The organism is Endozoicomonas sp. YOMI1, from assembly GCF_024606345.1.
In the GTDB taxonomy this organism is placed as follows: Bacteria; Pseudomonadota; Gammaproteobacteria; order Pseudomonadales; family Endozoicomonadaceae; genus Endozoicomonas.
The window spans coordinates 23,553-36,115 of the sequence record NZ_JAHHPM010000032.1; the positions used below are offsets into that span (position 1 = coordinate 23,553).

Here is a 12,563-nt window from a genome sequence, read left to right on the forward strand (position 1 = left end):
GTCCGTTTGTTATTGTTCTAAACCCAATGACTTTCAGTCTCAGGTGGTCAGTTCAAAGACTGGAAGCCTTTTTCGATTAAAGACATCAACAACACCCTTACAGCAAAACGCACGACGTTAGCCGTGCTATTATGAGAGCCCTATCAACATCAACACCAAGGTTTGGTATACCTTAGTGAACGCCTGCTTCAGCAGACATAGTATTCACATCTGCACCGCTCTCCGCTTCTGTAATCTCACTGGAAGAGATCACTCGCTTCGGCAGTCGCTCAATCACTTTATTCAAATTATTCAAGGATTGAAGGTGTAGATAAATCAGTTCCAAACCATCATTAGCCATCAGGGCAGACAGTTCTTCGGCTGGAATGCCTTTCAGCTTTTCACGGTTAATGGTTTTAAATCCGGTTAAGGTGCGCTCTTCCTCGCCAGGCAGCGTGAATTTCGCGCCCATTTCTTCCAGAAGCCCCAGCTCATTCAGTTTTTTGCAGAAGAACTGCGTGCGTTGATACTGTGCCTGATAGTCCTGAAGGAAGCTCAATACTTTTTCGAGATATTGGGTCTGCTCACCTTCCGCATCAAACAGACGCTCACCACGACCTTCCTGATTGCAGCCTGCATAAGCCTCATCCAGACAAAGCGTCAGGGTTTTCCCTTCATCAGAAGTCGCAAAAACAAAAGGATAGCGGCGAATAAATGCAGGCACATAAGGAGCTTTCCACTGCCCCTGTTCGTCAACATACGCATTCTCACCTTCACGAACACCCATAACGACCACTGGCACCACATCGTCGTCTTTACCGGCAAATACGATAGCGTAGTCCTGAGACGCTATTGGAAACTCCACCGCCATCAGGGGAACAGAGTTAACATTCCGGGCAAAGTCATAATTATTTTCAGCTTTGATCGACCAACCTGAATGACGCTTTTTATTGACGGCTTCTACCTGTCCGTAAATCAACAGTTGAACACTCATTATTATTACCTCAGTACCTATCGTTAGAATTCAGCCCCAAAGGCCAACAGTGCTTTTGTGTCCGTTGATAAACTGTCACCTTTCAACAACCGGTTTATTCCCACAATATCTGCTTCTGACAGACTTCCCGCCGCACGCTTAAGGCGCAGATGATTCATCAGGTAGTCGTAACGGGCGGCAGAGAAGTCGCTTCTGGCAATAAACAACTCCCGCTCACTGTCCAGAACGCTGCCACTGGAAATAACGCCGGACTCAAATGCGGTCCGTTTAACCTCCGCCGCCTTTTCATAGGTTTCTACAGACTTCTGCAGAGCATTGACTTTACTGATTGAACTGACCACCCCTGTGTAAGCTGCCTGAGTTTCCCGGGCAACCTGTCGAAGGGCCAGCTCCAGCTCGTCCTGTGCTTTGTAATGACGATTAATGGATTCCCGAACTTTTGATGACACCGCGCCACCGGAATACAGAGGCATGCTCATTTGAAAAAGTACATCCTGAGAATCTATTTCACTACCACCGCCAAACAACGAACCGCCGGTTTCTTTCGTACTCTGGGTGATTACCAGATCAAACGTAGGATAGTGGCCACCTTTTTGGCGACGTACTTCCTGCCAGGCCACATCGACAGCACTCTGCCGCGACAAGACCACAGGATTGTTTGCCTGTGCATCATTAACCCAGCTATCCATCCTGGTGGGATCAGGGCGCTGAAGTACAAGGTTTTGCCCAAGCGCATCCAGATTATCCGGAAGTTTGCCAGCAATTTCTTTTAGCCCTTGTAGCGCATCATGCAGTGTATTTGCTGTTTCAATCTGGCGGGCTTTGGCCTGCATAAAGCGAGCTTCTGCATCCAGAAGGTCTGTACTGTTAGCAAGACCATTAGCAAACTCTCGATCTACCAGCTGAAAATGTTTTTCCAGCGCCTTCACTTCCGCTTCAACTGCCTGATAGCTGTCGTTTTCACGCAATACCGTAAAATACGCTGAGGCTACCCGCATCACCAGATCCTGTCGAACATTTTCCAGGTCAGCAGCCACTTTCCTGACTTCAGCCTTCGCCTGTTTGAAATAAGCCCAGTTACTGTAGCTGTAAATAGACTGGGTCAAAGAGAGGCTCTGTTCATTGGTAGGAAAGGAGGTCCTACCTTTGGCAAAGACGGTATTATCGGAACTGACAATATCCTGTTTTGACTTTGTTTTGCTGTAATCAAACTGAAGGCTGGGCAACAGAACGGCCCGGGCCTGAGTGTAAATTTCTTTAGAGGCTTCGTATTCAAACATGCCTGCACGGTAGACAGGGTCACGCTCCAGCGCCTGCTGATAGACTTCAAGCAAATCAGCCGCCTGGGAATAAAAAGGCATTGCCGCCAACCATGCCGAAGCAAGGAAGAGCCTTTTGCAAACCGTAGCTACGCTACCGGGTGACATAATCACAAACTCCTCCTTGAGCACTGACATCTCAATGCATACCCTGATAGGGTATATACGCACTTGCTTTTTATTGGTATTTTATTCATCCGTTGATTAAAAAATAAATAGCAAGCGCTTTCAAGAAGAAATGTGCAACGGTTAACACAAGAATAACCTATGGATGAACAAGCCGTTACTGACTCCCGGAAAACGCTAAAAGACGACAGTCAACTGAATGCCCCGCCATTCACTGACTATTATAAAGAGTGGCTGCTTGGTCAGAATTATATGATTGACGGGCTGCATTGCAGCCTGATCATGGTTCAGACCAATAATGTTTTCTTGAACGTGGCATCCTGGCAGGAAAGCTCAAGTAACTTCGCCAGACTGAAAGCGCTTGCCAGTCAACTCTCCCATTGGGATCAACCTCAAATCAGTACACTGGAAAGTGACGGAAGCAGTCACGAAACGTTTGCCCTGCTCTATCCGGTGAAATCCAACGACAATATCCCAATTGCTCTAGCCGCCTTTGCCCTGCAGGCAAACTCCCAAAAAGCATTGCAGAAAGCAATGGCCACACTTCAGTGGAGCACTGCCGGACTTGAGATTATTGACTATCAGCAACGGTTTGAAGTGCTGAATACTGAACAGAAATGCACCGCTGATCGAGTCAATATCCTCGCCAGAGTGTTAACAGAACCGGATTATCCAGCTGCAGCTATGGGATTGGTGACCGAGCTGGCCACACTTTTTAATTGTGATCGCGTCAGTCTGGGGGAATATCACAACCATCACGCAACCCTGAAATACCTGTCTCACAGCACGCAGTTCGGCAAAAAAATGAATCTGGTTCGTGCTATTGAACAGGCAATGGATGAGTCTATTGATCAGGGGCGGCCTCTTCAATTTCCCCAAAAAGAAGAAAACGCCTCAATACTGACTCTGGCTCATAAAAAGCTCTCAGAGTTACAGGGCGATGCCAGTATATTATCGATACCCGTATACTCAGGCCATAATGTGGCTGGCGCTATTGTTCTCGAAACCAGTCCTGCCACCCCCTTCACCGACGAACAGGTAGAACTCTGCCAGAGTATTATCACCCTGATCAGCCCTTCTATAAACGACAAACGATTCAATGACCGCTCCCTCTGGCGAAAAACCATAGACAGTGGAAAAACACAGCTGAAGCGTTTTACAGGACCGGAATACCCGGGAAGAAAGCTTGCAGCACTGACTGTGGTTATCCTTTCTCTGTTCTTTACATTTGCAACGGGCACCTATCGCCTATCAACTCAGGCCAGGATTGAAAGCTCTGCCCAGCGAGCCATAGTGGCGCCTTATGATGGCTACATTGAAAGTACTCATGCCCGGGCTGGCGATATCGTCAGTACTGAAGATCTGCTTATCAGCCTCGATGACCGGGACCTGCGACTGGAAAAGCTGAAATGGCTTTCCGAGCAGGCAAAGCTTAATCGCCAATATCAGGAAGCGTTGGCATTCAGGGACCGGGCAAAAATCAACATAATCAATGCACAGCTCCAGCAAGCTGAAGCACAACTGGCTCTTGTTAATAGCCAGTTAGCGAGAGCCAAACTGGCTGCACCTTTTGATGGGCTAGTCATCAGTGGTGATCTCGATCAACGCCTTGGCAGTTCCGTCACAAAAGGTGAGGTTTTATTGTCGATATCAGAGTTGGATCAATATCGCATTAAAATGCTAGTGCAGGAAAATCGAATTGCCGATACGCAGGTTGGGCAAAACGGCACTCTCCATCTTTCAGCACTGCCGGAAACCCCCTTTGATTTCACACTCAGCAAAATCACTCCGCTAACCGAAGCCTTAGACGGTTCGACTTACTTTATTGTTGAAGCTGAGCTTTTATCAGACACTAGCCTGATACAACCAGGCATGGAAGGTATTGGTAAAATCACCATTGATGAGCGGAATCTTCTGGGCATCTGGTTAAGACAAACCAGAGAGTGGCTACAGCTTAAATTATGGTCCTGGTGGGGTTGAGGTAACCGATGTCGGCATCGCTGTTCAGTAGCTCATGGTATAAGGTGGCAGACCTGAAGGTCCGACTCCGCAAGCATGCCCATATTCATCGTCATGTGTATCGTGACAACGTTTGGTATGTACTTCAGGATCATGTGACGGGACATTTCCACCGCTTCAAACCTGCTGCCTACCAGATGATTGCATTGATGGATGGCACCCGCACACTCCAGCAGATCTGGGAAATAGCCTGTGAAGAACTGGGTGACAACCTGCCAACACAGGATGAGGTTATTCAGCTGGTTGGACAGTTAAATAAAGCCAATGTCGTTCAGACGGACAAACTGCCTGATATTGATCGATTACAGAAACAAAGAACCCAGGTCATTCGTAACAAGTGGCTGCAACAAATTAAATCCCCCTTGAGTATACGAATCCCACTGTTAGACCCAGAAGCATTTCTTACTGCAACATCACCCATTGCCACGGCAATCTTCAGTCGTTTAAGTGCCATTCTCTTTTTATTCACCATTATCACCGGTGGTGTGCTGGCAGTGACTCACTGGGAACCCCTGACTGAAAATATCAGTGACCGCTTACTGGCCACAGAAAATATATTGTTAATGGCCCTCGTTTATCCCTTTGTAAAACTCATACATGAATTAGGGCATGCTTACGCAGTTAAACGCTGGGGTGGTGAAGTGCACGAAATGGGCGTAATGCTGCTGGTGATGTTTCCTGTACCCTATGTTGATGCATCCGCAGCCTCCTCTTTTCATAATAAATATCAGCGAATGATCGTGGGCGCTGTTGGCATTCTAGGTGAACTTCTGATGTCGGCTATTGCGATGATAGTATGGGTCAGTGTTGAACCCGGTGTTGTGCGGGCACTGGCTTTCAATGTAATGCTGATTGGTGGCTTCTCCACCCTACTCTTCAATGGCAACCCATTGCTGCGTTTCGATGCCTATTATGTTCTGGCGGACTATCTTGAGATTCCTAATCTTGCTGTCAGGGGAAATGCCCAGGTGGGTTACCTGGTCAAGCTGTATCTGTTGAAGGTTCAAGGCTTAAAGTCCATTGCACAGAGCCGTTCAGAATCCTTCTGGCTGGTTGGCTATGCGGTTTTATCCTACATCTATCGACTGTTCGTTATGGTGGCCATTTCCTTACTGGTTGCCTCCAAATATTTCTTTATAGGTGTTTTACTGGCGTGCTGGTCCATCTGGAGCAGCCTGTTAGCGCCAATTACCAAGATGATTGCAAAGCCGGCTTCCGACCCTCAACTCTGGCATAAAAGAAGAACCATTTTTCTTTATTCCAGTATCAGCCTTGGTGTCATTTTATCACTATTATTAGTGATCCCGATGCCCTATCAAACCTATAGTCAGGGTGTCGTTTATATACCGAAGGACGCCATCATCCGGGCCCCGGCCAACGGTTTTATTGACAAGCAGTTGGTAGAAACGGGGTCACAGGTATCCTTCGGGCAATCCATTATGACTATGAGTGCGCCCGACCTTGTCGCCAGAGAAAAAGTACTGGCAGCCCAGGTCAGTGAAGCCCGGTTGAGATATCAGGCGGCCATTGACGATCGAATTCAGGCAGACATCCTGTATCAGGAAGTTCGTTTTATTAACAATAAGCTTCAGGAAGCCAGAGAACGTATTCAGTCACTGTCTATTAACGGAACCACTGATGGCGAGTTAGTGGTTATTGATCGCTCAGGTATAGAAGGCAAGTATTTCCAACGGGGTGATGTGCTAGGCTATATCGTCAATCACCACCGACTGCCATTGACCGCGATGATTTCTGAGAGTCATATCGATCAGGTCAGAAACCATACCAACCATGTTTCTCTGAAGTTTACTTCCATCCCTGACCAGGAATACAACGCCAAAATTATTCGGCAACATCCTTCATCAACGCACACTTTGCCAAGTCATACTTTATCAACTGATGGTGGAGGTCTGATTGCCCTCGCGCCCGACCGTGAATACCCTCTTCAAAGTTACCAGGGATACTTCCGGGTAGATATCAAAGCTGAAAACGCACCACGCCAACGGTTTGATGAGCGCCTGCATGTGCTTTTTGAACATGAACCCGAACCTTTATTCTGGCGCTGGTACCGTGACGTAAGGCGACTATTCCTGAGGCAGTTTGATGTTTAAGCTCCCACGGCGACTGCCCGCTTCAACGCTGGACCGCCCCCAGAAATCGATTCCCGGACAACAGATGCCAGCAACGATCTGGCGCGGCCTGACCTCAATGGTTATACGTCCTCTTCGTGCACAGGTTTGGATGTACTACCCACTTCTCTGGAAAATAAAGCACTACCAACCTGGTTTATCTGCACTTTCTGATCAGGAACTGGATAACGAAATCCAAAACCTGAAAACAGCTCTGTATCAGAGAGGTCTCACCCACTATTCTGTGGCTCGAGCTTTTGCAGTTATACGGGAAGTGTCAGGTCGAGAGCTGGGCATGTATCATTTTGATTCCCAGTTACTGGGCGGGCTTGCCATTATCTATGGCAATATTGGCCAGATGCAGACCGGTGAAGGTAAAACCCTGACAGCCTCACTACCCCTTGCCACCGCAGCACTTGCCGGAATCCCTTCCCATCTGGTAACGGTTAATGATTATTTAACCCAGCGGGATGCTGAACTCATGACGCAGGTCTATCAGCGACTGGGACTCAGTGTTGGTATTATTATTCAGGGTCTCCAAACGAATGAAAGGCAGAGGCAATATGCCTGCGATATTGTTTACTGCACCAACAATGAACTGGCATTTGATTATTTGAAAGACAGTATCCTTCTGAAAGGAAAAAACAGCTTACTTAATCTCCATGCACACAGGCTGTTGAACCACTCCAATAAAGGCAAACTATCGGATATAAACGACCTGATGCTACGCGGCCTGCACTTTGCCGTTGTTGATGAAGCAGACAGCGTTTTACTGGATGAAGCCCGAACACCTTTGATTATCTCGGGAGAGGAAACACCTATTGCCGCCCAACAGGAAGTTTATGCTCAAGCCATGGCGCTGATTCCTCAACTGATTGAAGGTAAGGAATACAAGGTCTGGAAGCATCGACGCCATATAGAAATCACGCCGTCAGGCGAACAAAAGGCAGCAAAGCTCTGTGAAAATCTGGGAGCTCTCTGGAAAGGCAGAGTACGTCGGTTAGAACTTATCAGGCAGGCATTAACAGCCTGGCATCTCTTTGAGCGAGATAAACACTATCTGATTGATGACTCAACAGAACAACGAAAGGTCATCATTATAGATGAACACACCGGCCGAATGATGCCGGACCGCACCTGGGAGCAAGGGCTTCACCAGCTTATCGAAATAAAAGAAAATTGCCCGTTATCTGCGCCACGGGAAACGTTGGCAAGCATCAGCTTTCAAAACTTTTTTCTCCACTTTCATCATCTATCGGGTATGACCGGAACGACCAGTCATGTTCGCAGTGAACTTTGGCGGGTTTACAATCTGCCAGTAGTGGATATTCCTACCCACAAAACCAGCCGAAGGCAATTTCTCAACTATAAGATCTTTCCGAAAGAACAACAAAAATGGCAAGCCGTCGTTTCCCGGGTGAAAACCTTGAAGGCGCAACATCGGCCAGTATTGATTGGCACATTATCACTGGCCAGCTCAGAGCAGCTAAGCAAGTATATGGACGAAGCGGGTATTGAGCACCAGGTTCTCAATGCCCGACAGGATAAGTTTGAAGCCAACATTGTTGCCAGAGCTGGCAGTTCAGGTTCTATCACCATTGCCACCAGCATGGCTGGACGGGGAACCGATATTAAGGTTGATGAAGCTACCAATGAACTCGGTGGTCTTCATGTCATTATCACCGGCCTTCACGAGTCGTCCCGAATCGATCGACAGCTGATTGGCCGTTGCGCCCGACAAGGTGACCGGGGTAGTTATGAACTCCTTTTATCTCTGGAAGACCCTTTGTTGAGTTCAAAGTGGTCCGGGATGCTTCAGAAAATATTCTCTTTCCCAGTCCCACTATCTCTGAAACACTGGCTTGCATTAATGGCCATTCGTTATTGCCAGAGCCAGTTGGAACAAAAAAATGAACGTGCTCGTAAACACCTGTTACGCAGTGATGATCTTCAGCGAGACTTTCTTTCATTTACCGATTCGCGGGTATGATTTCCATGGCTAGCAATAAACGTCAAATCACCACCATTATCTCAGCATTGTTTTTACTTTCCTGTGCTAAAACCGTGTTTGCGCAGTCCAGTACAACGGATTTTGGGCAGCTTAGCTGCCTTCTGGAACCCAGTAAAAGTTCCGACTTGAGCAGTGAAGTGCCCGGCATCATTCGTGACCTGAAGGTACAACGGGGAGATACCGTCAAAAAAGGTCAGGTTCTGATGGCCCTGAACTCAGAGGTTGAGCAAGCGACCCTTGAAACCGCAAGAGCTCGACTGGATTTTGCTGAACGAAAACTGCAACGCAATGAAGCTCTATACAAAGACAAGCTGATATCCGACCATGAACAGGATGAACTACTGACAGAGAAAAGACTGGCGCAGCTTCAGGTTGATGAAGCCTTGATTCGACTGCAGCAACGAGAAGTAAGAAGTCCTTTTTCCGGCGTGATTACAGATGTATTGAAAGAGCCAGGCGAGTATATAGATGACTCACATTTTATACAGCTGGTCAGTCTGAAAACTCTCCATGCCCAGGTTATTTTTCGCGCGGCATTCTATGGTCAAATCAAAAAAAATATGCCGGTAACACTATTCACCCAAAGAACTGAACAGGTTTTTTCTGGCAGGATAAAATCCATGGATCCTGTTATTGATGCCGCAAGTGACACTTTTGGCATTACTGTTGAAATTGAAAATGACAACCAGCAACTTGTTGCAGGCTCACGTTGCCACATAGAAGTTTCAGGGTTAACACCATAAAATCCACCTGACAGAAAACTACATCGAACGCCGTCTACCTCATATCAAGACTTCGGCTGCAAATAAGGTCCATTAGGCAGTTTTGTCGGGTCAAGATATAGCACCTGATAATTTGCCTGTTGAGTTAACGGTAAATAATTGGGTGCCGCCCGGGTTATTGCTGCAGACACCGCCATCACAAGCAGATTGGCCAGAGGGTTGCCCGATGAGTTGTTCTGTTGCGGCGTATATTGCATGGTTTTATTGGCGCTCCACAGCTCTTCACCGGTCTTGCCGCTGACAATCCGATAGGTAAAGCCCACCGTCACCGTGGTACTGAGCACAATATACTGGGCATCCCATTCATTAATGGTGACATAAAGAATGGCGTCGGCACCAAACATATTCCCCAACTGCACCGGGTCGGCAGAGTGCACCAGGTTGGCATCATACAGACCTTCACCTTCCAGTACCGTCTTTACCGTATTAACCGGAAAAACGTAGTAACCTTTTTCCGCCAACGGGACTGAGATCGTCGATAAGAAGTAGTTGGGTGCATCAACATCGACCGACTCATTGACCACAGGTACGACCAGTATGGAAGCAGGGTTTGCCTGCTGGAAAGCACTGAAGTCAACTTTCGGAGCCTGTACAGCGCAACCGGTCAACAACGATAGCCCCAGAAAAACCAGCCATTTTTTCATGTATGCCATCATATCACTGTCCCCCCTGCCCACTGATATCCGCTGTACCAGCCAGGTTATTGATCATGGCATCCATTAAATGCCGACTTTCAGGCCACAGCTCTTTTTCTTTGCTGTAGTAAGCGATCGCTTCTTTCTTTTTCCCTTGTTGTAATAACAGGGTTCCATATTCTGCGTACATGCCAGGCGCTACACGGCCATCGGCGGCCTCAATCGCCGTCAATAGCTGCTCGGACAATGTGGCCAGCTGCGCCGGATCCTTGTAGTAGCCGTAAAGTCCACTCTCGTATTCACCCCAGTGGTATAGCCCTTGGCTGGTCTGGCAACCTGCCATCAGCACAGTAGCGGCAAGAACGGTCATACTGGTAATTTTTTTTATTATCATTTGCCACCACCCACCGTGAATGTCTTACTGACGCCATCAGCGACATAAAACTTCTGATTAAGAACCATTTTCCCGTCCCGCTGGATTTGCAGGGTATGGGTACCGGGTTCGATACGCATACCCGACTTCCCTGCCATATAATCAGAAGCTGCGCCCATATTGATACCGTCCAGTACGACAACATCACCGGATCGTACTTCAGAAAACATAATAAAAGGCCGGTCATCTCTGGCCTGAACCATTTCCGTTGGCGTGTTAACGCAACCGGTGAGAACCAAAAAAGACAAAACAATAGCGGCCGGTACAGATCGCTTAACCATCATCAAATCCCCCCTTATTCAACCACTTCCAGTGTCTCCAGACGATGTCCGTCCAGTGTTCCACTGATTATTTTCACCCGAGAGCCTTCATTACTCTCGCTGTCACCAAAGGTAGAAACCACCTCGACTGTTGCTATCTCAGTCCCTGGCAGAGTGACCATAAAGCCGGTCTGGCGAGATTTTATCTGCTTGCCCGCAGTCATCACTTTTAACTGCTTGCCTGGAGCCAGTCCCTGACTTTGACCACCACTGATAAAGACCTGCCCATCGGCAATATCAAGAATAAAGGTCTTCCACGGACGCTCCATCATTTTTTGAATCATTTCATCAATCACATCACTGATGGCAGCAGCAATGGCTTTGTCGGTCAGCGTACCATCATAGGCAGCCCTTGAACCAAAACCGGCCACTGAGGCACTTTCCAGGGTTGCCTCACCTGCACCTGTGGCAGAGAAAAAGGCTTGTCCGGTGTTAACATCCACCAGCCGGAGTTCAACTTTGGCATGGGCTTTTTGTGTTTTGGTGCTGCTTAGAAAACCGCTTTCGCCAGTCACATTACGGCCAAACTCAGTCAACGAACCAACAATCAATGTATCGACTCCGACCAGTTCCCCCCCGGCACCAAACAGTGCCCTTTCCTGCTCAATACGGGCCAGGTCAGGTCGTTCGAACACCAGGAAATTTCCTGAATTAATTAATCGGGCAGACAACATATCCCCTACTTGCTTACCCAGTGGATCCATATAGTCGTCCCGCAATAAAGAACGACCATAGGTAGTTTCATTACTCATCCGACCAATGGCGATCTTACGTTTCAGCTGCAATGGCTGAGTGGCAGTAATTTCGGCTGCTGTTTTCTGGGCTTCGATCTGCTGCTCCTGACTGACCGGTGCCTCTTTAACGGCTACATGGGGTGTCTGGGTGGCACAACCTGCCAGGACCACGGCAAGTGCAGTTATGGTTATCTTTTTCATAGCGATGATAATATTTGCTGACGTTGTAATGACAAAGAGCTCAAATACTACATGACTATTTTTTCCAGTTATATACCTGACTGGGTAAAAACTCGCAAGGTATAAACCAATGGCACTGACTTAAGGCCTCAGCCCCTGATAATTCAGGGCTTACTCGGAAAGAAGCGACTTAATTAAGCGAGAAATCAAGTCGTCAAAGGCAACAAGAACAAGGTACCCAACACTGAAACAAGCGCATATTGCAAAGCCCGGCAACGGTTGACTGAAGCATCCATAAAAGATTTGCTACGTACATCAGGCAACAGCCTTGAACACACCTCACCAGAATCATGGCTATGGCATCAACGTCGTATACTGCTTACTGACGGTTCTGCATGATGGCGACATCCTGTCAGGTGATGCGAACTTTGAGAACTACTTCCGGCTGGCCCTGCTTTTACAGGCCATGGCTGACTTGGTCTTCAAGAAAAAATGGTGCCCGTCATATTGATGAGAGAGAAGTTTGATGAAATCACACAGATAACAGATGATTTTTCCAAAAAGTTTCTCAATGATGAATATGCGGAGGTCATAAGGCAAGCAACCGCTGCATTATGTCGCAAAAAGAACTCACCGCTTAAAAAAGGTAAGCCCCTAACTTGGGCATGTGGCATTACACATGCTGTTGGCTTTGTAAACTTCCTGGCTGATAAAAGCGAGGATCCATATATAAGCGCCGCTGACTTATACAAAAACTTTGGCGTTGGTCAAAGTACTGGCCAAGGGAAATCCAAAGGGTGAAAGTATCATACTGACCGTTTTTTCTGGCTTTGCGCCCCACGGGATACCCCATAGCAACAAATTTCGTCTGGCCTGATAGGGTAACGGCCAAACACAGGTAT

12 protein-coding genes are annotated in these 12,563 nt (G+C 47.6%); 6 read left to right on the forward strand and 6 right to left on the reverse strand.

Annotated elements, in window-relative coordinates:
* Window positions 1-172: 172 nt before the first annotated feature.
* Together KDK15_RS01115 and KDK15_RS01120 are read right to left on the reverse strand one after the other, a co-directional pair.
* A complete protein-coding gene (locus KDK15_RS01115) occupies window positions 173-973 on the reverse strand; it encodes a SapC family protein (protein ID WP_257293523.1) in 801 nt (266 codons plus the stop codon).
* Between the two features lie 23 nt (window positions 974-996).
* Entirely contained in the window at window positions 997-2,400 is a 1,404-nt protein-coding gene (locus tag KDK15_RS01120; RefSeq protein ID WP_257293524.1) for a TolC family outer membrane protein, read from the reverse strand.
* A 159-nt stretch (window positions 2,401-2,559) separates the two neighbouring features.
* Between KDK15_RS01120 and KDK15_RS01125 the strand changes: the two genes are divergently transcribed.
* Genes KDK15_RS01125 through KDK15_RS01140 form a run of 4 tightly spaced genes read left to right on the forward strand, consistent with a single transcriptional unit; the run spans window position 2,560 to window position 9,320 of the window.
* Window positions 2,560-4,398, forward strand: a complete 1,839-nt coding sequence (locus tag KDK15_RS01125; RefSeq protein WP_257293525.1) for an efflux RND transporter periplasmic adaptor subunit — start codon at window positions 2,560-2,562, stop codon at window positions 4,396-4,398.
* A gap of 8 nt (window positions 4,399-4,406) precedes the next feature.
* Window positions 4,407-6,548, forward strand: a complete 2,142-nt coding sequence (locus KDK15_RS01130; RefSeq protein WP_257293526.1) for an efflux RND transporter periplasmic adaptor subunit — start codon at window positions 4,407-4,409, stop codon at window positions 6,546-6,548.
* Window positions 6,541-8,556: a DEAD/DEAH box helicase gene (locus tag KDK15_RS01135; protein ID WP_257293527.1), complete on the forward strand. Its 2,016-nt coding sequence runs from the start codon at window positions 6,541-6,543 to the stop codon at window positions 8,554-8,556. The genes KDK15_RS01130 and KDK15_RS01135 overlap by 8 nt, the downstream gene beginning before the upstream one ends.
* 5 nt (window positions 8,557-8,561) lie before the next feature.
* Window positions 8,562-9,320 (forward strand): efflux RND transporter periplasmic adaptor subunit, encoded by a 759-nt coding sequence (locus tag KDK15_RS01140; RefSeq protein ID WP_257293528.1) that lies wholly within the window; start codon window positions 8,562-8,564, stop codon window positions 9,318-9,320.
* Between the two features lie 44 nt (window positions 9,321-9,364).
* Here KDK15_RS01140 and KDK15_RS01145 read toward each other — a convergent pair whose 3' ends face one another.
* Genes KDK15_RS01145 through KDK15_RS01160 form a run of 4 tightly spaced genes read right to left on the reverse strand, consistent with a single transcriptional unit; the run spans window position 9,365 to window position 11,682 of the window.
* Window positions 9,365-10,015, reverse strand: coding sequence for a DUF799 domain-containing protein (locus KDK15_RS01145; protein ID WP_257293529.1), 651 nt, complete (start codon window positions 10,013-10,015; stop codon window positions 9,365-9,367).
* 1 nt (window position 10,016) lies between these two features.
* Window positions 10,017-10,388 (reverse strand): DUF4810 domain-containing protein, encoded by a 372-nt coding sequence (locus tag KDK15_RS01150; RefSeq protein ID WP_257293530.1) that lies wholly within the window; start codon window positions 10,386-10,388, stop codon window positions 10,017-10,019.
* Window positions 10,385-10,711: a hypothetical protein gene (locus KDK15_RS01155; protein ID WP_257293531.1), complete on the reverse strand. Its 327-nt coding sequence runs from the start codon at window positions 10,709-10,711 to the stop codon at window positions 10,385-10,387. Before KDK15_RS01155 ends, KDK15_RS01150 begins: the two co-directional genes overlap by 4 nt.
* An 11-nt stretch (window positions 10,712-10,722) precedes the next feature.
* Entirely contained in the window at window positions 10,723-11,682 is a 960-nt protein-coding gene (locus KDK15_RS01160; RefSeq protein ID WP_257293532.1) for a CsgG/HfaB family protein, read from the reverse strand.
* 307 nt (window positions 11,683-11,989) lie between these two features.
* On the opposite strand from KDK15_RS01160, the gene KDK15_RS01165 reads away from it, so the two are divergent.
* The gene (locus tag KDK15_RS01165) at window positions 11,990-12,172 is read left to right on the forward strand and encodes a hypothetical protein (RefSeq protein WP_257293533.1); all 183 of its coding nucleotides are present in this window, start codon (window positions 11,990-11,992) and stop codon (window positions 12,170-12,172) included.
* Window positions 12,172-12,462: a DUF6398 domain-containing protein gene (locus KDK15_RS01170; RefSeq protein ID WP_257293534.1), complete on the forward strand. Its 291-nt coding sequence runs from the start codon at window positions 12,172-12,174 to the stop codon at window positions 12,460-12,462. Before KDK15_RS01165 ends, KDK15_RS01170 begins: the two co-directional genes overlap by 1 nt.
* Window positions 12,463-12,563 lie beyond the last annotated feature (101 nt).